The 26,982-nt window shown below is 57.5% G+C and carries 18 protein-coding genes; 6 read left to right on the top strand and 12 right to left on the bottom strand.

Annotation, left to right across the window (positions count from 1 at the left end):
* Positions 1-28: 28 nt before the first annotated feature.
* From narI to ABIE59_RS07920, 5 genes are all read right to left on the bottom strand, one after another.
* Positions 29-706, bottom strand: coding sequence for a respiratory nitrate reductase subunit gamma (gene narI / locus ABIE59_RS07940; RefSeq protein WP_354445805.1), 678 nt, complete (start codon positions 704-706; stop codon positions 29-31).
* Between the two features lie 18 nt (positions 707-724).
* On the bottom strand, positions 725-1,465 hold the full coding sequence (gene narJ, locus ABIE59_RS07935) for a nitrate reductase molybdenum cofactor assembly chaperone (protein WP_342631061.1): 741 nt from the start codon (positions 1,463-1,465) through the stop codon (positions 725-727).
* Between the two features lie 10 nt (positions 1,466-1,475).
* Positions 1,476-3,053, bottom strand: a complete 1,578-nt coding sequence (gene narH / locus ABIE59_RS07930; RefSeq protein ID WP_354445802.1) for a nitrate reductase subunit beta — start codon at positions 3,051-3,053, stop codon at positions 1,476-1,478.
* On the bottom strand, positions 3,050-6,793 hold the full coding sequence (locus ABIE59_RS07925; RefSeq protein WP_354445800.1) for a nitrate reductase subunit alpha: 3,744 nt from the start codon (positions 6,791-6,793) through the stop codon (positions 3,050-3,052). Before ABIE59_RS07925 ends, narH begins: the two co-directional genes overlap by 4 nt.
* 122 nt (positions 6,794-6,915) lie before the next feature.
* Positions 6,916-8,184, bottom strand: a complete 1,269-nt coding sequence (locus ABIE59_RS07920; protein ID WP_354445795.1) for an MFS transporter — start codon at positions 8,182-8,184, stop codon at positions 6,916-6,918.
* A 184-nt stretch (positions 8,185-8,368) separates the two neighbouring features.
* Between ABIE59_RS07920 and ABIE59_RS07915 the strand changes: the two genes are divergently transcribed.
* The 3 genes from ABIE59_RS07915 to ubiT all read left to right on the top strand — a co-directional run bounded on the left by ABIE59_RS07915 (position 8,369) and on the right by ubiT (position 11,490).
* Positions 8,369-10,225: a histidine kinase gene (locus ABIE59_RS07915; RefSeq protein ID WP_354445793.1), complete on the top strand. Its 1,857-nt coding sequence runs from the start codon at positions 8,369-8,371 to the stop codon at positions 10,223-10,225.
* A gap of 29 nt (positions 10,226-10,254) precedes the next feature.
* Positions 10,255-10,914 carry a two-component system response regulator NarL gene (gene narL, locus ABIE59_RS07910; RefSeq protein ID WP_058092689.1) on the top strand — a complete coding sequence of 220 codons (660 nt, stop codon included), beginning with the start codon at positions 10,255-10,257 and terminating at the stop codon, positions 10,912-10,914.
* A 69-nt stretch (positions 10,915-10,983) separates the two neighbouring features.
* Positions 10,984-11,490, top strand: a complete 507-nt coding sequence (ubiT, locus tag ABIE59_RS07905; RefSeq protein WP_354445791.1) for a ubiquinone anaerobic biosynthesis accessory factor UbiT — start codon at positions 10,984-10,986, stop codon at positions 11,488-11,490.
* 36 nt (positions 11,491-11,526) lie between these two features.
* Here the strand turns inward: ubiT and ABIE59_RS07900 are convergent, their stop codons facing one another.
* From ABIE59_RS07900 to ubiU, 5 genes are all read right to left on the bottom strand, one after another.
* Positions 11,527-13,512: a putative bifunctional diguanylate cyclase/phosphodiesterase gene (locus tag ABIE59_RS07900; RefSeq protein ID WP_354445789.1), complete on the bottom strand. Its 1,986-nt coding sequence runs from the start codon at positions 13,510-13,512 to the stop codon at positions 11,527-11,529.
* 155 nt (positions 13,513-13,667) lie between these two features.
* Positions 13,668-14,258, bottom strand: coding sequence for a DUF2931 family protein (locus tag ABIE59_RS07895; RefSeq protein ID WP_354445787.1), 591 nt, complete (start codon positions 14,256-14,258; stop codon positions 13,668-13,670).
* An 11-nt stretch (positions 14,259-14,269) separates the two neighbouring features.
* Positions 14,270-16,339: a T6SS phospholipase effector Tle1-like catalytic domain-containing protein gene (locus ABIE59_RS07890; RefSeq protein ID WP_354445785.1), complete on the bottom strand. Its 2,070-nt coding sequence runs from the start codon at positions 16,337-16,339 to the stop codon at positions 14,270-14,272.
* Positions 16,340-16,414: 75 nt separating this feature from the next.
* Positions 16,415-17,320 carry a U32 family peptidase gene (locus ABIE59_RS07885; RefSeq protein ID WP_354445783.1) on the bottom strand — a complete coding sequence of 302 codons (906 nt, stop codon included), beginning with the start codon at positions 17,318-17,320 and terminating at the stop codon, positions 16,415-16,417.
* Positions 17,321-17,333: 13 nt separating this feature from the next.
* Positions 17,334-18,329 (bottom strand): ubiquinone anaerobic biosynthesis protein UbiU, encoded by a 996-nt coding sequence (gene ubiU, locus ABIE59_RS07880; protein ID WP_354445781.1) that lies wholly within the window; start codon positions 18,327-18,329, stop codon positions 17,334-17,336.
* A 283-nt stretch (positions 18,330-18,612) separates the two neighbouring features.
* On the opposite strand from ubiU, the gene ABIE59_RS07875 reads away from it, so the two are divergent.
* Positions 18,613-20,634, top strand: coding sequence for a methyl-accepting chemotaxis protein (locus tag ABIE59_RS07875; protein WP_354445779.1), 2,022 nt, complete (start codon positions 18,613-18,615; stop codon positions 20,632-20,634).
* Between the two features lie 69 nt (positions 20,635-20,703).
* On the opposite strand, the gene hemN is transcribed toward ABIE59_RS07875, so the two are convergent.
* Positions 20,704-22,113 (bottom strand): oxygen-independent coproporphyrinogen III oxidase, encoded by a 1,410-nt coding sequence (hemN, locus tag ABIE59_RS07870; RefSeq protein WP_152438949.1) that lies wholly within the window; start codon positions 22,111-22,113, stop codon positions 20,704-20,706.
* 183 nt (positions 22,114-22,296) lie between these two features.
* Here hemN and ABIE59_RS07865 point away from each other — a divergent pair, with 183 nt between their 5' ends.
* Both ABIE59_RS07865 and ABIE59_RS07860 read left to right on the top strand, forming a co-directional pair.
* Positions 22,297-23,829, top strand: coding sequence for a cryptochrome/photolyase family protein (locus ABIE59_RS07865; protein ID WP_354445777.1), 1,533 nt, complete (start codon positions 22,297-22,299; stop codon positions 23,827-23,829).
* Between the two features lie 96 nt (positions 23,830-23,925).
* Positions 23,926-25,221 carry a transporter substrate-binding domain-containing protein gene (locus ABIE59_RS07860; RefSeq protein WP_354445775.1) on the top strand — a complete coding sequence of 432 codons (1,296 nt, stop codon included), beginning with the start codon at positions 23,926-23,928 and terminating at the stop codon, positions 25,219-25,221.
* A 5-nt stretch (positions 25,222-25,226) separates the two neighbouring features.
* On the opposite strand, the gene ABIE59_RS07855 is transcribed toward ABIE59_RS07860, so the two are convergent.
* Positions 25,227-26,915 carry an HAD family hydrolase gene (locus ABIE59_RS07855; RefSeq protein ID WP_354445773.1) on the bottom strand — a complete coding sequence of 563 codons (1,689 nt, stop codon included), beginning with the start codon at positions 26,913-26,915 and terminating at the stop codon, positions 25,227-25,229.
* Positions 26,916-26,982 lie beyond the last annotated feature (67 nt).

Genomic DNA, 26,982 nt, shown 5'->3' with positions numbered 1-26,982 from the left:
GCCGGAAGGCTCCGTGGCAAACTCATCATTACGCGCGCTTGCGAACCACCTGGTACTTCCGTCCGAAATACTCCACCGGCACGCTGAGCATGTGTACCAGTCGGGTGAACGGGAAGAGTACGAAGATGGTCAGGCCCAGGAAGATGTGGGTTTTGTAGATCCAGTGCACATCAACAATGTGGCCAGCCACGCCGCCCTGCAGGGTCAGTACGCCTTGCGCCCAGGCAGAGAACTTGAGCATTTCAGAGCCATCCAGGTGCCCCATGGTGGGCAGGATGGTGGCGAGGCCGAGGGCGACCTGCACAACCAGGATGATGATGACCAGGTTGTCGGCAACGGTGCTGCTGGCACGAACCCGTGGGTCGGTCAGGCGGCGGTAGGCGAGCATGGCGCCACCAATCAGGCACATGACGCCGGCAATGCCGCCGACTACCACGGCCATAACCTGCTTCTGGCCGGGTGTCATCAGCCATTCGTAGGCCCATTTCGGCGCCAGCAGGCCAACCAGGTGGCCGAAGAAGATCACCAGGATACCCACATGGAACAGCACGCTGGCCAGTACCATGTTTTTCTTTCGCAGCATCTGGCTGGAATGGGCTTTCCAGGTGAACTGACCGTGGTCATAGCGCGCCCAGGTGCCGATCAGCAGGACAGCCAGGGCGATGTACGGGTATACCCCGAAAACCAGTGTGTGTAGATAGGACATTGTCATTTCCTCCTGCGCTTAAGCGCGCCCTGCCTGACGGGGTGTGGCGTCCGTCATCAGCTGATCACTCAGGTGAATGGTCTGGGTCTGTTCCAGCTCGCGGCGGCGTTGTCCAACCACGCCACCGGTGCTGCAGGAGCTGCCCTGGTCATCCACAAATTTCACCATTTCTTCTTCCCAGACCTTGTCCAGGGCTTCTGGCGTGTCGTCGCGCTCTTCCGAGGCGACGATCTGGGCCAGCTCCTGGCGGTTGGTCTTGCGGCCGGAGAGCACCAGCAGGGAATCCATCACCACGTGGTAGACGCTTTCACGCTGGTACAGCCGCTCACCGAGCAGGCCGAGGATGTGGTGGATGTCTTCCAGCCAGTTCCTGATTTCGTCCCACGGCCGGGTAGACAGGTATTCCAGGAACAGCGGCAGGTAGTCCGGCAGTTCCCGGGCATCAATCTCCAGGCCGTTGGCCCGGTACTGCTCCATCAGGTCTACCATGGCCTGGCCGCGGTCACGGGATTCACCATGAACGTGTTCGAACAGTAGCAGGGAGGTGGCCCGGCCCCGGTCGAAGGTGCCTACGTAGGATTCCTGAAGATCCAACAGGTCTCCGTCGCACAGGCGATCGATACAGCTGAGCAGCTGTTCCTTGTTCTGCCGGGGTAGCCGGCTGTCCTCCAGGACAGCGGCTACCAGGGCGTCTTTGGACTGCTGCAGTTCATCGGTGGGGTATTCGAGTACCCGCGCCAGTACTTTCAGAAGTTGCATAACTCGCTCCTCAATCCTGCAGCTGTTTCGGGTCGACCTGCTTTACGGTCGCCAGCTTGCTGACCATGCTGGTGGTCTGCTTCTTGCCACCGAACAGGCTGAACTCGCTGTCGCCACCATTGCAGCCGTCGCCGAAGCTGAAGCCACAACCACCACGCTCGCCGTAGGCGTCCGCATCCGGGAAGGCTTCCTTGGCCAGCTCGCGATGGCTGGTCGGGATCACGAAGCGGTCCTCGTAGTTGGCGATGGCCAAGTAGCGGTACATCTCATTCGCCTGGGCCTTGGTCAGCCCGGCTTCCTCGAGGGCACGCAGGTCTTCCTTGCCTTCTACGGTCTCGGCACGTTTGTACAAACGCATGGCCATGATCCGCTTGAGGGCACGAACGATGGGCTTCTCGTCACCGGCGGTCAGCAGGTTGGCCAGGTATTTCACTGGAATCCGCAGGCTTTCGATCTTCGGCAGTACGCCGTCGAACTCCACCTTGCCGGCTTCCGCCGCGGACTGAATCGGGCTCAGGGGCGGCACGTACCACACCATGGGCAGGGTGCGGTATTCCGGGTGCAGCGGCAGGGCCAGTTTCCAGTCCACCGCCATTTTGTACACCGGGCTCTGCTGGGCGGCTTCGATCACGTTCATCGGGATGCCGTCTTTCTTCGCCTGTTCGATCACTTTCGGGTCGAACGGGTCCAGAAAGATTTCCAGCTGCTTTTCGTACAGCTCATGCTCGCCCGGGGCACTGGCCACTTCTTCGATGCGGTCTGCGTCATACAGCAGCACGCCCAGGTAGCGGATACGGCCTACACAGGTCTCGGAGCACACGGTCGGCAGACCGGCTTCGATACGCGGGTAGCAGAAAATGCACTTCTCGGATTTGCCAGTCTTCCAGTTGAAGTAGATCTTCTTGTACGGGCAGCCAGACACACACATCCGCCAGCCGCGGCACTTGTCCTGGTCGATCAGCACAATGCCGTCTTCCTCACGCTTGTAGATGGCACCGCTCGGGCAACTGGCTACACACGCCGGGTTCAGGCAGTGCTCGCACAGACGCGGCAGGTACATCATGAAGGTGTTTTCGAACTGGCCGTAGATGTCTGCCTGCACCTGATCAAAGTTCTTGTCTTTGCGGCGCTTGGCAAACTCGGTGCCCAGGATTTCTTCCCAGTTCGGGCCCCATTCGATTTTCTTCATGCGCTCGCCAGAGATCAGCGAGCGAGGGCGCGCCACTGGCTGGTGCCTCACATCACCGGCGGTATGCAGGTGCTGGTAGTCGTAGTCGAACGGCTCGTAGTAGTCATCGATTTCCGGCAGGTCCGGGTTGGCGAAAATGTTCGCCAGTACCCGGAACTTGCCACCGATGCGGGGGCGGATCTTGCCGGAGCTGTCGCGCATCCAGCCGCCCTTCCACTTGTCCTGGTTCTCCCACTCTTTCGGGTAGCCGATACCGGGCTTGGTTTCGACGTTGTTGAACCAGGCGTATTCCATGCCTTCACGGCTTGTCCATACGTTTTTGCAGGTGACGGAACAGGTGTGGCAACCAATGCACTTGTCCAGGTTCAGCACCATGCCGACTTGGGAACGGATTTTCATTTTACTGCCTCCTGAGCATAGTCATTGCCTTCACCGTCGAGCCAGTCCACGTTCTTCATCTTGCGGACCACCACGAACTCGTCCCGGTTGGAACCTACGGTGCCGTAGTAGTTGAAGCCGTAGGAGTACTGGGCATAGCCACCGATCATGTGAGTCGGTTTCGGGCACACACGGGTGACCGAGTTGTGGATGCCGCCACGGGTACCGGTAATTTCAGAGCCCGGCACGTTCACGTTGCGTTCCTGGGCGTGGTACATCATCACCATGCCGGGCATCACCCGCTGGCTGACCACCGCACGGGCCGCAATGGCACCGTTGCTGTTGAACAGCTCGATCCAGTCGTTGTCTTCAACACCGATGTCTCTGGCGTCGTCTTCACTCATCCACACGATGGGGCCACCGCGAGACAGGGTCAGCATCAACAGGTTGTCGCTGTAGGTACTGTGAATACCCCACTTCTGGTGCGGCGTGATCCAGTTCAGCGCTTTCTCGGGGTTACCGTTGCTGCGCTGGTCCTGCATGCTCTCGACCGCCTTGGTGTTGATCGGCGGGCGGTACACCAGCAGGCTCTCGCCAAAGGCGCGCATCCATTCGTGATCCTGGTAGAACTGCTGGCGGCCGGTCAGGGTGCGCCAGGGGATCAGTTCGTGCACGTTGGTGTAGCCGGCGTTGTAGGACACATGTTCGTCTTCCAGGCCTGACCAGGTCGGGCTGGAGATGATCTTGCGCGGCTGCGCCACGATGTCCCGGAAGCGGATTTTTTCCTCTTCCTTGTTTTTCGCCAAGTGGGTGTGGTCCAGGCCAGTCATTTCAGACAGCGCGGCCCAGGCCTTCACGGCGACCTGCCCGTTGGTTTCCGGCGCCAGGGTCAGAATCACTTCCGCTGCATCAATGGCGCTTTCAATCTTCGGACGGCCCGCGTTGGCACCTTCCAGGTGGGTGTAGTTCAGTTCCTTCAGGAAGTTGACTTCCTTCTCGGTGTTCCAGTTGATGCCCTTGCCACCGTTACCCAGCTTGTCCATCAGCGGACCCAGGGAGGTAAAGCGGGCGTAGGTGTTCGGGTAATCCCGCTCAACGGTGATGAAGTTGGGCGCGGTTTTACCGGGAATCAGGTCGCATTCGCCTTTTTTCCAGTCCTTCACATCGAATGGCTGGCCCAGTTCCGCCGGCGCATCGTGCAGCAGCGGCAGGGTGACCACGTCTTTCTCGACACCCAGGTGGCCCTCGGCCGCCTTGGAGAAGGACTTGGCAATGCCCTTGTAGATTTCCCAGTCACTGCGCGCTTCCCACGCCGGATCAGTGGCGGCGGTCAGCGGGTGGATGAACGGGTGCATGTCTGAAGTGTTCAGGTCGTTCTTTTCGTACCAGGTAGCGGTCGGCAGAACGATGTCTGAATACAGACAGGTGGTGGACATACGAAAGTCCAGGGTCACCAGCAGGTCGAGCTTGCCCTGCGGAGCCTCATCGCGCCACTTGACCTCTTGCGGTTTGGCACCGCCTTCCACACCCAGGTCTTTGCCCTGCAGGCCGTTCTTGGTACCCAGCAAGTACTTGAGCATGTACTCATGGCCCTTGCCGGAAGAGCCCAGCAGGTTGGAACGCCAGATGAACAGGTTGCGCGGGCAGTTTTCCGGCGCTTCCGGATCTTCACTGGCGAACGCCAGGGAGCCATCCTTCATGGACTTGGCCACGTAGTCGGAGACTTCCATACCAGCCTTCTCGGCTTCTGCGGCAATTCCCAGCGGGTTGCGGTTGAGCTGCGGCGCAGACGGCAACCAGCCCATCCGCTCGGCGCGCACGTTGTAGTCGATCAGGCTGCCACTGAATTTGGACTTGTCCGCCAGCGGCGACAGGATTTCGTCCACACCCAGTTTCTCGTAACGCCACTGCCCGGAGTGGGCGTAGAAGAACGAGGTGGAGTTCATGTGGCGCGGCGGGCGCTGCCAGTCCAGGCCGAACGCCAACGGCTGCCAGCCGGTCTGTGGGCGCAGTTTTTCCTGGCCAACGTAGTGGGCCCAGCCACCACCGCTCTGGCCAATACAGCCACACATGATCAGCATGTTGATCAGGCCACGGTAGTTCATGTCCATGTGGTACCAGTGGTTCATACCGGCACCCACGATGACCATGGAACGGCCCTTGGTCTTGTCGGCGTTATCCGCAAACTCGCGGGCAATGCGGATCACTTTCTCGGCGGGTACGCCGGTGATTTTTTCCTGCCAGGCAGGGGTATAGGGCTTCACTTCATCGTAGGAGGTGGCGCCGTCATCCTCGCCCAGGCCACGGCTGATGCCGTAGTTAGCCACCATCAGGTCGTAAACAGTGACCACACGGCCTTCGGTGCCGTCTGCCAGCTTGACCTTACGGGTGCCCAGCTTGTGCTTGAGGATGTCTTTGATTTCCACGTGCTTGAAGTGGTCGTGCTCAATTCCACCGAAGTACGGGAAAGCAACATCCACAACGTCGTCGTGCTTCTCGACCATGGACAGCTGAAGGTTTACATCGGAGCCCTTGGCGGTTTGCTTGAGGTTCCACTTGCCCTTCTCGCCCCAGCGATAGCCGATGGAGCCGTTGGGCGCCGTCAGCTCGCCAGTGCTCTCGTCAATGGCGATGGTTTTCCATTCCGGGTTATTTTCCTCACCCAGGCCGTCCACCAGATCGCTGGCCCGCAGGAAGCGGCCCGGCACATAACTGCCATCGTCTTTTTCATCCAGCATCACCAGATACGGCATGTCAGTGTAACGACGCACGTAGTCGGTGAAGTACTCGCTGGGTTTGTCAACGTGGAATTCTTTCAGGATCACGTGGCCCATGGCCATGCCCAGGGCGGCGTCTGTGCCCTGCTTGGGGTTCAGCCACTCGTCGGACAGCTTGGACACTTCCGCGTAGTCAGGCGTAATAGCAACTGTCTTGGTCCCCTTGTAGCGCACTTCGGTGAAGAAGTGGGCGTCCGGGGTACGGGTCTGGGGCACGTTGGAACCCCAGGCGATGATGTAGCCGGAGTTGTACCAGTCCGCGGATTCCGGCACGTCGGTCTGCTCACCCCAGGTTTGCGGGGAGGCCGGCGGCAGGTCGCAGTACCAGTCGTAGAAGCTCATGCACACGCCACCGATCATCGACAGGTAGCGGCTGCCCGCGGCGTAGGACACCATGGACATGGCCGGGATCGGCGAGAAGCCGATGATGCGGTCCGGACCAAACTTCTTGGCGGTGTAGACGTTGGAGGCAGCAATCAGCTCGTTGACTTCGTCCCAGTTGGAACGAATGAAGCCACCCATACCACGGCGGGGCTTGTACTCGGCGGTTTTCTTGGGGTCTTCAACAATCGACGCCCAGGCTTGCACCGGGTCGTTGAACTGAATACGGGCCGCACGCCAGAGCTTCATCAGGCTCTTGCGCATCAGCGGGTACTTCAGGCGGTTGGCGCTGTACATGTACCAGGAATAGCTGGCGCCCCGAGGGCAGCCGCGGGGCTCGTGGTTTGGCAGATCCGGGCGGGTACGGGGGTAGTCGGTCTGCTGGGTTTCCCAGGTGACCAGGCCGTTCTTGACGTAGATTTTCCAGCTGCAGGAGCCGGTGCAGTTTACGCCGTGGGTGGAACGCACAACCTTGTCGTGCTGCCAGCGCTGGCGGTAGCTGTCTTCCCACTCGCGACTGACTTCATGGGTTTCGCCGTGGCCGCCCGCGAACGGCTCGCGCTTCTTCCTGAAGTAATTCAGTTTGTCGATTAAATGACTCATGGTCTCTCTCTCCGTCTGCCGGATCGTTGCTCCGATTTGAGACCATTGTGTGTGAGAAAAACCGCGAAATCTGCGTGGTTACTACCACATAACCGGGCTGTACCACCGAGGTGGTAGCAGGGCTATATCCCCGGGTGGAGAAGGGTTCTTCGCTCCTCACGACGGGTGTCGCGAGCAAACATCAGCAGGCTGCTGCTGAGCAACAGGAACAGAATCATGAACACCGCCGTGCGCACCCCCAGCCACTGGTTGACGGCACCAAACAGGACCGGCAGAACAAACGCGACAGAGCAGGCGGAGACCAACAAGAAGCCTGCAAACAAGGCCGCCTCGGCACGATTGGCCAGTATCACCATTCGTTGCAGGCTCCCCATGGCACTCCCCATAGCGACACCCAGCACCACAATCAAACTACCTTCAATCATCAGAGGCAGGGCAAACTCCACAGTGATGATCTCATCTACCCCCCTGACAAATAACGTCATTGGCGGGTAAGACAACACACCCAGCGCCAGCAGGCACAACACCAAAGACCGTGTCGCAACCCTGGCACTGCCGAACCGGTCAGCGAGGCCTCCGCCCAATACCTGGGCCAGGGCACCGGGGATAATAAACCACTGTGCCTGGCGTGCACCGGCGTCCAGAGACAGGCCAAACTGTGCCGACAGAAAATCCGGTAACCAGAGCGCCAGGGCAAAGAAGCTTCCGGCCACTATGCCAAAGTTGGCAGTGAGCGGGAGAGAGCGACCACGTCGGAGTATTCGAAAAACCTGCCCAACAGACCAGGCACGGTCGGCCTCCGGTTCCTTCGATTCCGGATCGGTCAACATCACCAGTAAAGCAACCACCAAGAGCAATACAATCAGGTAGGCTAATGGCACTCCCTGCCAGGAAAATGCATCGTGAAATAGCGGCACCAGGTAATAGCTGAAGCCCGCGCCGGTGACTCCCGCGCCAAAAACCCCAAGAACCAGCCCAAGCCGTTTCGGCTCGCAGTGGCTGACCACGAACTGCAGGCCTGCACTGTAGAAACCTCCGGCCAGCCCCAGCCCGCCGGCAACCAACAGGTAACCATAGAAGCTTTCGACTAGCAGGAGTAGCCCCATGCACAGTGCCAACCCGACCAGACACGTGAGCATCACGGCGCGGGCACCGTAACGTTGGGCCGCCAACCCAGCCGGAATCGCTAACGCTGCACTGACAGCCATGGGCGCGGCCAGCAGTATGCCGAACTGCATACTGTTTAAGGCAAGATCAGCCCTGAGATGCACTCCCGCCACAGCAAACAGCGCCCAGCAACCTGCAGCAATAACAAAACCTGTCACTGCCAGTGGCAGAATTACCACCAGCGATGCCAGCCTTTCATCATCCTGATCAAGTGGGGTTTGCATCCAGTTACCTCGGAATTGCCAACGTTTAGTGTCGGCTTTTGCTCTCAATAGGGTCAAAGGCTATGATGGCGGATTAACCATTGGGGTAATTGACTATCCTCAAGGAGGTATCGGAACCGAGGTTCCTCAGCCATAATCTGGCCTGAAAAAGGCACCTTTCGAACCCCCAAACAGACAACAACCCATGACATCCAGAAGTCCGCTAGTAAACCGACTCGCTGTGGTGATCGGCGCCATCGTGCTGACTGCTATCGTCAGCATGTCTGCGACGTTGGCAGTGTCTAATAGCATTGAAGGCAATGCCACGGCTATCAACCTCGCCGGGGCACTGCGGATGGGCGCATTCCAGTTGATTGCCCGTTCAGCCACGGAAGATTACGCAAACGGGCGGGCTACCGCAGATGTACGCATCCATGATTATGAGCGCCGCCTTGAGGACACGGCCATCCTCCGCTCGGTTCCCGGATCAGACGACCACCCCCTGGCCAAGCAGTATCGCCAAATGCTCACAGCGTGGCAGACCGAACTCAAACCGTCGCTACAGCAACATGAGGTAGGCACGCCGATCACTCCGGCCATGGTTCTGGCGGTGGAGGACTACATTCAGGAAGTCGACCGCCTGGTGACTATGCTTGAGCAGCGAACAGAAGCGCGGGTTGACTTGTTGCACCTGATCCAGATCATCAGCATGGTTTTTTCAGTGCTGATCGTGATCGCACTGTTTTTTGACCTGAAAAATCGAATACTTAGGCCACTCAGAAAACTTGTCACCATTGCCAATGCCGTGGGTGAAAAGGATTTTTCCCGGAAAGCCGACCTGAAAGGTTCAGACGAACTGTCACAACTGGGCCAGGCGTTTGACCAGATGACCAGCGAGTTGGCGCTGACCTACCACGAATTGGAAACCAAGGCACGGCAGAAAACCGAGGAACTTGAAGTCAGCCACCAGGCCCTTCAGGTTATGCATTCCGCCAGCCGGGACCTGTTTGCCAACCACGATCTGTGTAACGGTGCCATTCCCATGCTGCAGGAACTGGAACTGCTGTTGGGCGTTGGCCCTATTCGGCTGTTCCTGCATGACAAGGAATCCTCCGAGCCGGTAGAGGCCATTACTACGGCCACAGACAAGCGCCCGTTCTACTGTCGCGACCATCACTGCAATGCCTGCCTGGTGACCCCCGAGGTCTATGATGAGATGCCGTTGGAGAACAACGATGGTCGCCGTCTGTTACTGCCCATCCGAACACCCGGCCAGTTACTCGGCACCCTGGAGGTTTGGTACCCGGCAGAAAAAGGCTTGTCTGCCACCTCCCGCCGGTTGCTGGAAACCCTGACCGACCAACTGGCAACGGCCATTTTCCTGGAACGACAAATAACCGAGGAACAGCAACTGACCCTGGCGGAGGAACGCACGGTGATTGCCCGGGAGTTGCACGACTCACTGGCCCAGTCGCTGTCTTACCTGAAAATGCAGGTGACGCGGCTGCGCCGGCTCAATATCACTGGCGACCAGAAACCCGTTCACGATGAGATTCTGGATGAGCTCAGTACCGGCCTGAACAGCGCCTACCGCCAACTGCGTGAGCTACTGGCCACGTTCCGCCTGAAACTGGACACACCAGACCTGGCCACGGCTTTGCGCAAGACCATCGACGAGTTTTCCGAAAGGCTGGGACACCCGGTGGACTTTGAATACAACCTGCCCCCACAGACCCTGTCGCCAAACGAGGAGATTCACACCCTGCAGATTATCCGCGAGGGACTGGCAAACGCGGTCAAGCATGCCGACGCTACGGTCATCTCCGTTAAGGTGCTGTTCGAGTCTCCGCAGGTTCGGGCAAGTATTCGCGACAACGGCAAGGGCCTGCCCGGAGGCGACCAGCCGGTTAACCATTACGGCCTGGTGATCATGCAGGACCGGGCGCGCACACTCGGGGGCAAGGTAAAGGTTGATAACCGGGACGAAGGCGGCGTGGAAGTGACATTAACATTCGTCCCCAAAAGCCGTAACCTGATTACTACCGAATCTTCACCGGCCTGACCCAAACACCAACACCAATGAGAGAGACCATGGCTGAGACACCCGCAAGCATACTGCTGATTGACGACCACCCCCTGCTGCGACAGGGCATCAAGCAGTTGATCGGCATGGAAGACGACATGGAAGTGATCGGCGAGGCAAGCAACGCCGCCGACGGCATCAAGCTGGCCCTGGAAACGGAGCCGGATTTGATCCTGATGGACCTGAACATGCCCGAGATGGACGGCATTGAGGCACTCAAGCATCTGCGGGACCAGAACATCAGTTCGCGTATTGTCATGTTCACCGTCTCCGACCAGGAGGACGATGTGGTTGCCGCCCTGCGTGCCGGTGCAGATGGCTACCTGCTGAAAGACATGGAGCCGGAAGACATGATCGCCCAGTTGCACCAGGCCGCCGTGGGCAAAATGGTGATCAGCGACCGGCTGACCACACTGCTGGCCCAGGCCCTGCGCTCCAACAAACCGCAACAGTCATCCCGGCCGGATTTCGACAGCCTGACCCCCCGGGAAAAAGACATACTGCGACTGATTGCCGAAGGCCTCTCCAACAAGATGATCGGCCGCAAGCTGGACATCAGCGATGGCACAGTGAAAGTGCACGTTAAACACCTGCTCAAGAAACTCAACCTGCGTTCACGGGTTGAAGTGGCAGTGTGGGCTGTTGAAGAAGGCCTCCACAAGGGCTGAGTTAAATCAAGTCGCCGCCGGCGGCCTTTTGTTACTCTGGGCGGGTTTTCGTCCTGCCCGGAGTTGAACATGGCCTTTTCACTGCCTCCCATTGCGTCATTGCACAGCCCGTTACTGGAGCAATCCATCGCGGTACTGAAAGAATACCTGCCCTCCCCGACACCGCTGCTGGACACCATCGACCGCAACGTACCCGTCAGCTTAAAACAACTGGTTGCCGAAGCCCCGCTGAACCAGCTCTTTGCAGAAGCACTGGCGGAGGGCGAATTCGATGACTTTGAAGGCCGTACAATTCGGCTGGAGGTCAATGGAGGTCAACCAGGCATTACCATCGGTTTCTGGGCTGACCGGCTTCGCGTAGTTGAAGGCCCAGGCGAAGCGACCATTCGGGGTTCGCTGGCAGCCTTCAAGACCCTGGCAGAGCGCCGGCAAGACCCGGACCAGCTATTCTTTCAGCGGCGCCTGGTGATTGAGGGGGATACCGAACTGGGGCTGGCTTTGAAGAATCTTCTGGATAGTCTGGAGTGGAATTTTTCGGTTCACCAGCTTCTCAGCCACTCTCGTAGTTGCGCTTGAAATTCTCAAAAATCCACGGAATTGGCAACCAAAACGTTAGAGCACTTCATCGTCCTGCCACTCCGGAAAGGTTTTCCAGTTGGCGATCCATTCCAGGAGGCGGTCCGGCTCAACGGGGGGAGACATCGCGTAACCCTGGGCCTGCTCGCACCCCAGCGACAACAGAATCTGGCCCTGCCTGATCGTTTCAACACCTTCAGCAATGATCTGTTTTCCAAATACACCTGACAACCCGACAATCCCCCGAAGTATCGAGAGGTTCTCGCGACTTCCGTCAGCTCCGGATACAAACTCGCGATCCACTTTGAGTGTGTCGACAGGGAGTCGTTTCAGATAAGACAACGACGAATAGCCCGTACCAAAATCGTCGAGCGAGAAGCGAACGCCGAGCTCCCGACACTCGTTGATCGTCTGGACAGCCCTGTCCAGCTCCCCCAAGGCAGCCGTCTCCAGGATTTCGAGATCCAGCCTGGCAGGGTCAATCTGCGGGAACTCTGAAAGGATGTGTTTAAGCCGCTCAGGGAAATCACCACTCTGAAGCTGGAAAGCCGAAACATTGACGCTGACATTCAACTCTACACCCTGCTTGTCCCAACGCTGCATTTGCTGAAGAGATTCCCGCAACACCCATTCGCCAACCTGAACGTTCAGGGCATGATGTTCTATGCCTGGCAGAAAATGAATCGGTGACAGCAAGCCTTTCTGAGGGTGTTGCCAGCGGATCAGCGCCTCAGCGCCCAGTACTTCACCGGTCCGAAGGTTCACCTTAGGCTGATAGAACAGCCGAAACTCTTCATAACTGAGACCTCGTCGAATGTCATCCAGTAACAATTGGCGGGCGTGATATTGGTTTTGTTCACCGGCATCCAGATACAACCACCCGCCATGCATTTCATGCTTTGCACGATAAAGGGTGTTATTGGCCTGTCGCAACAGGATGTCAGCATCCTGAACTGCCTGATCAGGAAACAGAACAACTCCGGCGGTAAACGTAACAGACACTTCCGCCCCATCAAGCTCAAAGGGCTGGCGCGCCGTCAACCGAAGGGCCTCGAGTCGGGATTCCGCCTGGCTGGCATCCGGCAAAAGAAGCGCAAATTCATCACCACCAATCCTGGCCAGACACGCGTCGGCCGGTATGGCATCAAGCCAGCGCCGGGCCAACAGGCCAAGTAAACGGTCTGCGGCATCCTCCCCAAGGCACGCGTTCAGATCAATAAAATGATCGAGGTCGATGGACACCAAAGCGGCCGAGTTATCTGCCCGCTCTGCTTCCGCCATGCAGTCGCGGATTCGTCGAATGATCCCGTTACGATTCCGGAGGCCAGTCAGGGCATCGTTGTAGGCCAGGCTTTCAAGGTGCTGTTGATATTCGCCGGCCTGTTCTTCCAGGGCCTGACTCAAACGTTCGTTCTGGAGTCGCTGCAAATCGTCTTCGGCCCTGTGGCGCGCCATTTTTTCACGCATCAACTGAATGGTGCTTGCGGACAATTTGCCGTAAATCTCAAGAAGCGCATTAACTAGCACAGATACCGAGCCGCTGAGTTCTGAATCCACCCGGTCCCTGGCCTCATTTAACGCGTAGCCCTTTTCTACCATCCTGGCAGTGAGGGCCATGCGACGATCAGACTCCAGGATATGAAAAGCCAACCAACGCGTCAGAAAATCAAAAAGATTGGTCAGTATGTCTTCCTGGGGTTCGCCACTTTTACGCAATTCATGAATCTGGACAAAGAACATCTGGTGGGCATCGTGATGGTTTCTGGCCATACCATCCTCACCCAGTGTTTTATTCCAGATCTTTTCCTCAAACTGGAAGTGAAATGCGGCATAGGAAAGCAACTCATCAAGAACGTGGTCCGCCGAAAGTTCAGAGCTATCCGATGCAAAATGCCAGGCAAGCCGATTAAGGATATTGACCAGCACCTTGTGCTGGTCATCGATTTCCTTAATGCCGGTTTCGAAATTACGGTTCCAGGGGAAAATTTCGAAGGCATCCGGGGTATCTGGTGCGTTGATCACGAAGTACGCTCTCCCAAAACGGACACTACCGTTTTGAGCATAGCGCAATCACCAAAATGTGCTCTTGCTAATTGTCAGGAAGACCAATAGCTTTGGGGTACGGATTGGTTTGGGGCTGCAGCCTTTGTATGCCCCACATATCTGACTTGTCTCTGTCACCAGCCCTCCAACGGCACACCGTGCTCTTCAAGATAGGCGCCGCTTCGCTCGAGGTAACCTTCCGTTGACCCCGAAAAATCATCAGGATTACCTTCAACTTCGATTGCCTGAACACGCATTACCTCTACCGCGTTTGTTCGCTGGCTCATCATCCAGACAACCACTTCTCCTCCGGGCGCCAACCCTAAAATCAAGTCGCTTCTTGGCAAATGGCGTATCTCACCATTTTGAGTCCTGGTGGGAGCAGGCACTCGCATTTGATCTTGCAAATCCGGCGGGACATCAATCAAGATGGAATAGTATTTCTGCTCCGCAAAAGAAAACCAATGGATCGCGATCAGGTTGGGGAACGGATCCATCGCCCCCCCCGTCCCGAAAGGACCTCGGCCGCCCTCCCAGCAGCAGCCTTTATGGCCTGCAGGAATTCGCCAACTACGCTCTCCGGATTTTTCCAGATGCAGGTTAATGACCCACACATCGTAGTTACTCGGGGCAGCGACGCCCACGTACCAGGAAATATCGTCATCCTGCCTGGGAGAGCACCCAGCCAAGATCAGCGAAAACGCGAGCCAAGTGAAATAGCGCATATAACTCATCATCACTCCCTAGAATTTGGATACATGGCCCGTTCACCTGATTGTGCAGGCGCATTCGGGGTAACAATGTTCGGCAGTCGCAATGATGCTGGCGTGCCGAGCGCCGAGAACTGGATCGAGTTGAAGTTTGACGAATAATGAATATAACGTTGGCGCAGCATTTGTTGTTGGCTCGCGTTCAAAGATGGGGTGTCGGTCTCACCAAAGCTCTCTTGCATCAATTGATCAGCGACAGGCCGGAGCTCAAGCGGGAGGTTAAAATCCTGCCTGTTGGGAATCGGTTCGAGAGGAACCCCTCCCCTAACTGCCAATTCATGCATAATTCGTAATGTAACCCGTGAATATTCTCCGCGTACTTGGCGCACCATCCGGAGTGCAAGCTCAGCCATCCGCCCACTGTGCGGGGTCCGCTGAGGGAAGATGTTTGTGTGGATAGCCAATCTTGCCTCACTCTCCGTACCCAGGCCACTGGGCGGAGGATTCGGTTGTTCCGATGCTCTTACCGGCAGGCTGTAGGCACCGATCCAGCCCTCAGCTTCCTTCTGCTTTTTCAGGCCTTCCAGCGCTTGCCATTGCCGGGTCTGTTCTGGCTGATCAAACCAAGAGAGAGAAACTCTCTCTATGGGGCTGATTAAAACATCCTCACGCATATTCTCGCTGTATCCGCCGCCAATATCCGAGTGCACCCCAGGCAAAGAAATCTCCCGAAAATTATCAGGGAGACTGCCGTCCGAGTTTCGCAAGCTGTTGAGGGCGAAGTTTTCTCGATGCTCGTCTGAAGCCACCAGATGAACGGCCTGCTCAACCGCATGGGGATCCAGATATAAATTGACAGGGTCGTTCCGATCATTACCAGGAGACAAATCCAGGGCCAATGGATTCACTACAGCAGCAACGGTATCGAACAGCCCCACAAAGCGAATACTAACCTGCTCCGGCCAATCAATACTGTAATGATTGAGAGCCCGACCGAACGCACCTTCCACCCCGAGATTGATCTCGTGGGCGGCATGGCGCGAGGAAGCTGCGCCGCGACTGAAGCCAAACAAATCAACCGTCAACGACCTTAAGGGAGCAGACAACCCTAATCGATAAATTCTTTTCGCTATTTCGTCAAAAGCCTGCTTCACCTGACTTACGATGCCGGTTTCGCCGCCCCCCGATGTCATTCCAATTAAAGAGTCTTTATCGCCGGTCCTTGTGCCTATGCCGGGTGCATAATGCGCTATGCGATGGATGATGAAATTTTCCTCAACATCATCCAGTTCCGTGTACAAATCTGCCAACTTCGCCACATTACTCGGCGCGTTGGCATAACTCCCCCCCAGCATCATTGCCAGCCGATACCGACACTCCGCTTCGGTAATTTCACCGTCTTCAAGCGGGGTGAGGCATTCTTCCTGAACGCGGTCTTCCATTGCCCTGGAATTATCCGCGTTATTCAGGGTACCGTCGGTGAACAAACCAATTTCCAGATGAATCTCCGGAGGCGTTTCAGACGCAGACGGTTGCGGGGTTTTGGTCGTTGACGGCAAGGGCGCAACAGGGGTAGCCGGGAAGGGACTGTCCGAGGATGCCACTGATTGCCGTTGCAAAGCCTCCTCCTTGCGCAGGAGCCGCAGCTCTGTGCTGAAGAGGCCAACAGACAACGAACCAATGCTTCTACCATTCTGACGGGCCAGTTGTTGCGGAGTGATATTGTTTTCGTTCAAGCTCTGGACGGCATCCCCCAGGGCAAACCGACAGGCGCTGTCATTGATCATCCAGCGCCCTTGCCCAGATGAATCCTCTCTCCAGCTCACTACCGGATCAAAGGGCTTTCCACCACAAGGGCCATATACCAGCCACAATTTTCTTTCTCGGAGTCGATTACTGACTTCATTTATCAATTGTGTCCGTTGGTCGGGCCGTAAACCGGACGAAGCCAGCCGGTCAAGTATCTGGTGTAAATTGAAGCGATGACCGTGACGGTCATTCTCCAGAAGGTTTCTGGCTTTTTCAGCAGCAAAGAAGGGCGATTCCAGGTTGGGTAGATGTGCCGCAACCAGATCGAAAGTTTTGACAATATCCATCGTTCGTCATCCGTTGACTGAGTTTAAACATCCCTGTGATGCAACAGCCGTCCAAAGCTCGTTGCAATTAAAAGTTTATTGTAGTCCAGGGTCCTGCACCAATTCCATCCCCGGCTTGCCATACCAATACCCATTACACGGCGGCGCTTCCACCAGCTGCAGCGGGTCGGTGGCTGGCACTTCCCCCCGGCGTACCTGGTCAAAGCGTTTGACCACCTCATCCATGCCCTGATGCTCCGGGCTCAGGCGCACGGTGCTTACCCCCATTCGTTCCATATCCGGCAGCTCCCGCATCAGGTCATAGCGGGAGCCAGACAGGGTGGAGATGCCGTTCAGACGGAACAACTCCTGGCTTTCCCGGGAGCGCAGCTCCATGCCATCCGGATGCTCCAGGCAACGGAACTCGCAGTTGTCTTTGGGCAGGTTGTAATGGCGGGCGGTGAAGCAACGGGACGACCAGGCCAGCGGCAGGAAGCCCCAGGAGAATACCTCGGCGGGCAGATCCAGGCCTTCGGCCTTCAACTCCCTGATCAGCTGTTCCAGGGTTTCCTTACCAAGCTCCACCGGCAGGTTCCAGCCTTGCAGTCCCTGTCTGGCCAGGATTTTCAGGGTGGCGGTGTTGTAGATGTTCATGGAGGGGCCGGTCACAAACGGAATGTTGTTGCGGATGGCCACCTGCAGGGCGCTCTGGTCGTTTGCCTCCACACGGAATTCATCCTGTTCGCAGAACCGGCGCAGGCGGCGCAGGTCGGCTTCGGATTCGATCAGCGTGAGGGTCGACAACACCACGTTCTTGCCACAGGCTTTCAAATCCCGCGCCAGCTCCAGCCAGTCATCCGGCTTGAGTTCACGGCGGCGGGAACAGACCGCCTCGCCAAGATAGATGGTCTCTATCGGCCACTCAGCGGCTTTGGCGTAGAAATCGAATACGGACTGCTTGGTCCAGAACCACAGAATCGGGCCAAGGGATAGTTTCATCATGATCAGCTGAACCTTATTTCCACTTGCGGTGATAGGCGCCAATGGTGGTCAGGCCACCTTCGGAAAGCCCGGCCAGCGTCTGATTCCACTGGTTCTCTACGGAAAACACGCCGGGTGTTGCTTCCAGCCGATCCAGCGCCTGGCGCCAGGTGCGGGCCACGTCGGCAATGTAGGCGGGGCTGCGTTGGCGGCCTTCGATTTTCACCGCGCTGATGCCCAGTTCTTTGAGCTCTGGCAGCAAATCCAGGGTATTGAGGCTGACCGGCTCTTCAATGGCGTGATAGACACTGCCTTCTACCTCGAAACGCCCCTTGCACAGGGTCGGGTATCCGGCGGATTCGCCCGGGCCATAGCGATCGATCAAGACATCGTTCAGGCGGGACTCGAGCCCTTGCGGGGTCTCCTGCCAGCGCACGGCTTTGGCGGGCGAGCAGGCGCCACGGGTATTCGGAGACTCGTCGGTGAGATAAGACGATAAATAACAACGGCCCTCCGCCATGATGCACAGGCTGCCGAAGGCAAACACTTCCAGCTCCACCGGGCTGTGTTTGGCAACGCCCCGCACCTGGTCAATGGAGAGCACCCGGGGCAGAACCGCTCGGCGGATATCGAAGTTGTCTTTGTAGAATGAGAGGGCTTCGTGGCTGGTGGCAGAACCCTGCACCGACAAATGGCGAGGGGTGTCCGGATATTTGTTGGCCGCATAGTCCAGCAAGCCCATATCGGCTAGGATGATGGCGTCCACACCCAGGTTCGCGGCGCGGTCGACCGCGCCCTTCCATTGCTCCCAGCCATCGGGCTGCGGATAGGTGTTGATGGCGCAAAACACCCGACTGCCCTTGGAGTGGGCGTATTCAATACCCTCCCCTGCGCGCTTTTCATTAAAGTTCAGGCCCGCAAACTGGCGGGCATTGGTGCTGTCGCGAAAGCCGAAGTACACCGCATCGGCGCCGTTATCGACGGCGGTTTTCAGTGCGGGAAGGCTACCGGCGGGGCAAACAAGTTCCATGGTTTTCTCCGCTGAAAGACGTGCCGGCACCATACCCGCCAGGCCACTAAGGCACCTTGACCTTTGTCAGCGGATCGGGCGATAACCACCATCTACCCCAAATGCAGTACTCTACGCAGTTGTCCTTACAGGGCCATTTTTTCTAACCGGGCCATACAGATAGCATTATCTTTACAGGCACTTACAAAGCCCAACCTACCCCATCAGCTACCCCGATTCGTGAATACCCTCGGCTGCTACACTTGCCTATAATGGACGAATTAATTCAGTGAAGGGGTCTTCCATGTCATTCCTTAATAACCTCTCCATGCGGGGCAAGCTCATTACCCTGGTGCTTCCGGCCCTGCTGGTCATCGTTTTCTTTGCCGCTTTCAGCATCAGCCGTAACGCGGATGAGCTGGGCAACATGCGCCAGTTGCAGGCCATGGTGAACCTGGTGGAGCTGGGTGATCCTTTGATTGAGTCCTTGCAGAAGGAACGCGGCCGCTCAGCCGTTTTGCTGTCGAGCGCGACAGGTTCCAGCGGCGAGCAACAGGCAAAGCGCGACCTGGATGCCCAGCGCCAGGATACAGACCGAAGCCTGCGAACCTATCGCGACGGGCTCCGAGCCCTGGTGTCTGACACCGAATTTGATGCCGTGATCAAATCCAGCATTGACCGCCTTGAACAACAGCTGTCCGGCCTTGGCAGGCTTCGCCAGGGCATCGACAACCGCAACATCAATAGTGCCGACTCTGCCAGCCAGTACACCACGATGATTATGGAACTGCTTGACCGGGTTCCCCTGCTGGTACGCCGCTCAACGGACGCCGACCTGAGCCGCCAGATCAACGGATATTTCACTCTGGCTGAGGCTGTAGAAATGGCCGGGCGGGAGCGCGCCAATGGCGCTGCACTGATTCGATCCGGAGACTTTGACCTGCCAACACTCGGGCGGGTATCCGGCATGAGCGGTCAGCAGGATGCTTACCTGAACGCTGCCATCAGCATGCTACCGAGCGATTCAGACCTTCGCAGAGACATCACACAGCTGGCAAACCTGCCGGTAAGCCGGGAGTTCCAGGCTCAGCGTGAAACCCTGCTCAGCAGCCCGTCTGGCATGTATGCCCTGGACCCCGGCGAGTGGTTCACCGCAGCAACCAGGCGAATTGAAGCCATCAACCGTATCCGCAGCCAGATGCTGGCCCAAGTGGAAGCCGCGGCTACCGAAGCGGTAGGTGAAGCCCGCAAGGCACTTATTGGCGCCTCTACGATTGCAGGCGGTGCCATCATTATCGTGGTCTTGCTGATGCTGGTGATCATCCACGCCATTCATAACCAGGTAGCCGCGTTGTTGTCAGGCGTTCGCTACGCCATGGACAACAAGGATCTGACCCAGCATATCCCGGTGTCCAGCCAGGACGAAACCGGCACTATTGCCAAGGCCGTCAACGAACTGTTCGGCCGGTTCAGCGATGCCCTGATGCAGATCGATAAGGCCAGCGTGCAACTGGCCACGGCCACCGAAGAAACCAGCTCCACCGCGGGCCAGAATTCCAGCCAGATCAAGAATCAGCAACAGCAGATTGAGCAGGTGGCGGCCGCCACCGAAGAAATGTCCGCCACCTCGGAGGAAATCTCCCAAAACACCCAACAGGTTGCAGACGCTTCCAACAGCGCCATGGAGAAGAGCCGGACCGGTGAGCAGGTGCTGCACTCAAGCGTTAAGCAAATCCGCACCCTGGCGCAATCGGTTCAGGAAGTGAATCAGGTGATCGAAGAGCTGGAGGAACGCAGCGGCACCATCAGTGAAGTGGTGGATGTCATCCGTAAAGTAGCCGACCAGACCAACCTGCTGGCTCTGAATGCTGCCATCGAGGCGGCACGGGCTGGCGAGCATGGCCGCGGCTTTGCGGTAGTAGCCGATGAGGTACGGACCCTGGCACAACAAACTCATGAATCGACCACCCAGATTGAAGACATTATTAACGGCTTCAAGAACATTACCGACAGCGCCAGCCGATCCATTGTTGCCAGCCACAAGCTTGCCAACCAGACCAGCGAACAGGCCTCTGAAATGGAGAAAACCTTCGCTGACATCCTTACCGATGTGAACAGCATCTCCGACATGGCCACCCAGATTGCCACTGCGTCGGAACAGCAGGTTGCTGTAACACGGGAGCTGGCCAGCAGCATGGAGTCGGTCAGCGAAGCGGCCATTCTGACCCTGACCGGATCACAGGAGATCAATCAGGTGACCCAGGAGCAGGCCAGGCTTGCCCGAAAACTGCAGGATCTGGCCAACGAGTTCAAAGTGGCCAGTTAAGTCTCCAGTTAAAACCAACAAGGGCTGCCATTTGGCAGCCCTTGTTGGTTCTGTTTACAGCAAACCCGGTCAGATAATCCGGGAGAACCGCTGGCTGGCGCCTTCCTTGCGGTAAAGGTCAAAGATCTGGCAAATCGCCCGGATCAGCAAGCGGCCTGCCGGCTGCACCTGCAGCACGCCACCATCATCACCAATCAGTTCGTCCTGAATCATCGGCTTCAGGCGATTCAGTTCATCCGCGAAGTACCGATCAAAGTCTTCGCTCCATTTATCTGCAAACAGTTTGCGATCCAGGCGGAACTGGCAGATCAATTGTCCGATCACCCACCGGCGAATCCGGTCATCCCGGCTCAAACCAACGCCACGAACGATCGCCAGTTGCCCCGCATCAATGGAGGCTTCCCAGGACGGCAAGTCATGGTTGTTCTGGAAATAGGCGTCGTCAGTCTGGCCGATGGCAGACACCCCCAGAGACACCAGATCGCAATCCGAATGGGTGGTGTAGCCCTGGAAGTTCCGATGCAACCGGCCTTCGCGCTGGGCCACGGCCAGGCTGTCGTCCGGCTTGGCAAAGTGGTCCATGCCGATATATTCGTAACCGGCTTCCAGCAGGCGGTTGATGGTGTTGTGCAGAATGGTCAGCTTCTGCTGCGGGCTTGGCAGAGTGTCGGCCTGAATCCGGGTTTGCGGGTAGAAGCGGTCCGGCAGGTGCGCGTAGCTGAACACGGAGAGCCTGTCCGGGGACATCTCGATCACCGATTCCAGGGTTTGTGCAAAGCTTTCCGGGGTCTGGTACGGCAGGCCGTAGATCAGATCCAGGTTAATGGAGCGGAAGCCAATGCGACGGGCTTCGCTCAAAACCGCCTCGGTCATGTCCCTGGGCTGAATACGGTTAACCGCCTTTTGCACTTCCGGGTTTACATCCTGAACGCCAAGGCTGATGCGATTAAAACCCAACTCCCACAGGGTCGACAGGGTATTCTGGTCCACTTCCCGGGGGTCAATCTCGACGCTGTAATCCCGCTCATCGCCAGACTGCAGGTTAAACAGTTCAGCGTAACCGGCCATCAGGTGCTGCATCACATCCCTGGGCAGGAACGTCGGCGTGCCGCCGCCCCAATGCAACTGTTGCACCGGGCGATCAGCCCCGAACAGTTTTGACTGGATAGCGGCTTCTTTCAGCACACGCTCCACGTAAGGCATGGCCTTGTCGCGCTTTTTGGTGATCACCTTGTTGCAGGCACAGTAGTAGCAAAGGTGCGCGCAGAACGGCAGGTGCGTGTACAAAGAGATAGGGCCACCAGACGCCTTGCTGCGGCCGGCCGCTTTCACCATGTCTTCTATGCCGTACTTCTGGGTGAACTCGACCGCCGTGGGGTAAGACGTATAGCGGGGACCACTGAGGTCATAGCGGCGAATCAGTGCCTCATCCCAGATGAAGGCGGGCAGGTTGTTTTCTGCAGCGTTGTTGGAAGCCATAGTTAAAACTCTGTCGTCAGAAAAGATCGGCAAGCCGGAAAGCATCCATTATGCCCTATCGGCCCCGAGCATCAGTTGATGCGTATCATCTGGAGTCTATCAGCATAGCCACTGAACCACCCTTGCGCCCATGGCGTATTCAGCCTACCCCTTTGGGATAATACCAACACCGGAGCCGATGCCATGGCCAACCTGATTCTGATTCTCGGCGACCAACTGAGCCACCAGCTTTCTGCATTCGAAGGCGCAGATAAAGACAATGATCGGGTGGTGATGGCGGAAGTTCACGACGAGGCCAGCTACACCAATCACCACAAGAAAAAGCTGGTGTATATCTTCAGCGCCATGCGCCACTTCGCCGGCGAACTGGCACAGCAAGGCTGGCAGGTTCATTACCAGCGTTACCATCCGGATAACCGCGAACAATCCCTGGAAGCGGTCATTTCAAAGCTCGCAGCAGAGCACAACCCCGAGAAACTGATCACCACCGAGTGCGGTGAATGGCGGCTGCATTCGCAGATCAGCCAGTGGCACGAACGCGTTGGTATGGCTGTCGAGATAAGGCCAGACACCCGCTTTGTCTGTCACAAACAGGAATTCGCCGACTGGGCTGAAGGCCGCAAACAACTGCGCATGGAATTCTTCTACCGGGAAATGCGCAAGAAAACCGGGCTGCTGATGACGCCTGAGGGCAAACCAGAGGGCGGCCAGTGGAACTTCGATTCCGACAACCGCAAGAGATGGTCCGGCAAACCGCCAGCACCGGCGCCGTTTCGCATAGAGCCCGATTCAATAACTCGCGAAGTGGTCCAACTGGTGGAGGAACACTTTCCCGACCACTTCGGCACCACGGAAGACTTCCACTTTGCCGTTACTGCAGACCAGGCCCAGGCAGCACTGGAACACTTTATCGACTTCGCCCTGCCCTGCTTTGGCGACTATCAGGATGCGCTATCCGACCACGAAGACTGGTTGTTCCACTCCATCCTGTCGCCCTACCTCAACACCGGGCTGCTGGACCCGACCGACGCTTGTCAGGCGGTGGTTCAAGCCTGGTATGCCGGCCGGGCGCCGCTGAACGCGGTAGAGGGGTTTATCCGCCAGATCATCGGGTGGCGCGAGTTTGTGCGCGGCATCTACTGGTTGCTGATGCCGGGTTACGCCAAAGAGAACCGACTGAACAACCAGCGCAGCCTGCCCTGGTTTTACTGGACCGGCGAAACCAAAATGCGCTGTATGCACAAGGCCATCGATGCCACCGCCCGCAATGCCTACGCCCACCACATCCAGCGCCTGATGGTGACCGGCAACTTCGCTCTGCTGGCCGGCATACACCCGGAGGAGATCTGTGACTGGTACCTGGCGGTCTACATCGACGCCTTCGACTGGGTGGAACTGCCCAATACTCTGGGCATGGTGATGCACGCCGATGGCGGCTATCTAGGCTCCAAACCCTACGCAGCCAGCGGCAAATACATCCAGCGGATGTCAGACCACTGCCAGAACTGCCACTACCGGGTACAGGATGCCACCGGGGAGAAGGCCTGCCCGCTCAACGCCCTGTACTGGCATTTTATCGACCGCCACCGGGATGACTTTGCCAACAATCCGCGCATGGCCATGATGTATCGGAACTGGGATAAACAACCAGATGAGCGGCGCCGTGCTATTCTCAGTCGCGGGGAGTGGCTGCTGGCCAATCTGGAGGAACTGTAACCTACCTGAGAAAAACAGCTAAGAGAAAATAACCCGGTTGACTGCTATGCTGTACCCATCGGCAAATTGTCAGCAATAAGGACGCTGGAGTCCGGCATGTCTATCAGGCCCATAGCAGCAGGATTACTGTTCACCTTGATTCCGTGGACCGTTGCTGCGGACCATGAAACATTCAGTTTATATACATTTGACTCTCCCCCCTACCAGCAGGCCAACCCGATCCCAGGCGGCCCGGAGGTGACCGGGGAAACGGTCGAGACCGTTCGATGCGCCATGGATCATGCGGGGGCGCAGGTAAACATTCGCCTGATGCCCCAGAACCGCGCCCGCTTCGCACTGCAGCGTCAACTCGTGGATGGCTACTTTGCCGTAGACCCATCACCCGATCTGGATGAGGCAGCGGAAATCAGCCACCCGGTGGCACTGGAAAAATGGTACTGGTTCTACCTTGGCCAACGCCCTGACCCGACAACCGCAAAAATCGGTGTTGTCGGTGGCAGCAACGAAGAAGTCTGGCTCATCCAGAACGGCTTTGAGCCGTTTTTGACCGTCAGTTCAACCGAACAATTACCGGCTTTGCTGAAACGCCAACGAATTGACCTTGCACTGATGGATCAACAGGTGATGGAGACACTGCGCGAAGACTCACTGGCACTTGGCCAAACGCTGAACCGGGAATTCCTTCGTTACGCCCCGCTGCACCTCTATCTCAACCGACGATTTGTCAGCGAACACCCGGGGGTCCTGACCCGATTCAACCGTCAATTGCCGGCGTGTATGGAGCAGCACATGCAGCTGTCTGTAGATGAGTACCAGCATATAGCAGGGCAAGCCAGGGCACTCATACAAGACCTGGAGCAACGTCTGAATCTGGCTCAGGCAATTCATCAGGGGCCAGTCTACGACAGCTTCACAGAGATTCTCACCCAGGACACCCTCTGGCAGGCTCTTGCCCCTGAGCAACCGACACCCTTGGCCTCTGCGATACTCGGGCTACCGGCATCTCAGGCCCTGAAGCAGTGGCAAGACGAGCAAGGCGGATTGGTAACGGAACTTTTGCTGACCGACAACAAGGGCGCATTGGTTGCCATGAGTCAGCTGTCATCCGATTACTGGCAGGGCGACGAGCCAAAGTTCCAGGAAATTGCCGTTGAAACCGAACGTGGTATGGAGCGCAAATCCGATTTATGGATATCACCCATTCGCTACGATGCGTCTACCCGCCAGTTCCAGATTATCGTCAGTGTGCCCATCCCCCTGAAAGAGCCGAATAACGGCCTGGAGGGTATTCTGGCCATGGGGCTGGCCATCGAAAAAGCGCTACACAACTACGAACGGCTGGCGCGGGCTGGTTCTGAGCAGGTCCCCATGGAGTTACCGGTAGCCGAGTAACACCCTCAGGCCGGCCCCAGCTCACAGGCCAGCACCAAAGCCCAGAACTCGGAAAAATCATTGACCACCACGTCCGGTTTGTCCGGGTGTTTGTGAGTGCCCGGAAAAATCCGGTTCAGCCAGGGCAAGTCCCACTGGGCACCGTTGAAGAACACCGACGTCATGCCCGCCCGCTTCGCGGCAATCACATCGGTAGTGGAATCTCCCACGTACCACACACTTGGGTCCGGCGGGTAATCCAGCTTCTGCACCGCCAGCAGCAGCTGGTCCGGGTGCGGTTTTCTGAGCGGGGTATCATCGCCGCAAACATCCACGTCGAACAGGTGGGTCCAACCGGTGTCTTCCACGGCGGCCAGCTCGTGTTCAAAGAACTCCCTATCCCGGTTGGTGATCACGCCCACCTGCATGCCCAGCCGTCGCAACCCCTCCAATACTTCCCGGACTTTCGGCTCGAAGGCCTTCACCGTGCCGTAGTGATTTCGGTAGTGATGGTTAAACGCCTTGTGGGCAACCTGCTTGGCTTGCTGATCCTCCCCAAACAGCACCTCGAAAATATCGGTGCGGGAAATTTTCCGATCTGCCTTTACCTTGGGGTGCAACTTGGCGTACTCCCGTACATAGGCCACCAGCCGGGCATCTTCCGGAGTTTTGCTGTCTTCCGGCGCCACCATCCGGCTCATCAGCCCCAGCGTGTGGAAATCCGGCAGCATATCGTCCACCGCGTGGTACATGGCATCCAGGGTGTCCACCAGGGTGGCATGCCAGTCGAACAACACCACCGCCGGGCGAATCAGCTTCACCAACGCCGGGTGCCAGTCCGGCTCAATACGCGGCTCCGGCCGTTCGGGTGGCGGGAAGGGCTTCGGGCGCACTTCCGCCGGGCTGGCGGCGAACGCCTCAGGCTGTTCCCGCTCCAGCAACGCCAGCAAATCCATAAGGTCTTCAAAACTGTCGAGCACCGCCGCCGGTGCATCCCGGGAGGTGAACCAGCTCGAAATCCGGTCTGACTCCCAGCAGGCGCCGTTGTAGAACACGCCGGACACCCCGGCACTGTGAGAGGTGAGCATATCGACGTAGCTATCGCCCACATACCAGGCCCGGGCATCTGCCGGCAGCCCCAACTTCTCCAGGGTTCTGAGAATCACCTGCGGGTCGGGCTTGTATTCGGTCACATCATCGGCGCATACCGTTGCATCGAACAGATGGTGCCATCGGCCCTCATCTACCGTTTGCAGCTCTTTGTCCAGAAACTCCCGGTTGCGGTTGGTCGATACCGCCAGTTTGATGCCCATGGCTTTCAGCGCGCACAGGTACTCATAGGCGCCGGGCTGAAAGGGTTTCACCTGGCCAAAATATTTCCGGTAAGCGTTGTTGTAGGCTTTGTGGGCAACCAGCTTGGCCGCTTTGTTATCACCGAAGATGGCGTTGAAGATGTCGGTTCTGGACACCCGCCGCTCCGCAAGAATCCTCGGATGCAGGCGCCGAAAAATCCGGATGTAACGCACCAGCCGGGCATCGTCCTGCGTGCGGCACTGATCCTCCGGCAGCAACTTTTCCACCAGCCCCAGATCTTCCAGCTGCGGCAACATGTCTTCCATGGCGCTGAACATGGCATCGTGGGTGTCCACCAAAGTGCCGTGCCAGTCGAAGATCAGGACCGATGGGGGCTGTATGCCTTCGTTCAGTGTGGTCATAACAAAACCTTCGCCGTTTCAGTTACGTATATCTCCAAAACTCATACCTTCAGTTAAAACCAAAAGT

Source organism: Marinobacter sp. MBR-99 (assembly GCF_040547575.1).
Lineage (GTDB): Bacteria > Pseudomonadota > Gammaproteobacteria > Pseudomonadales > Oleiphilaceae > Marinobacter.
This window is presented reverse-complemented; position numbering and strand designations above follow the sequence as displayed.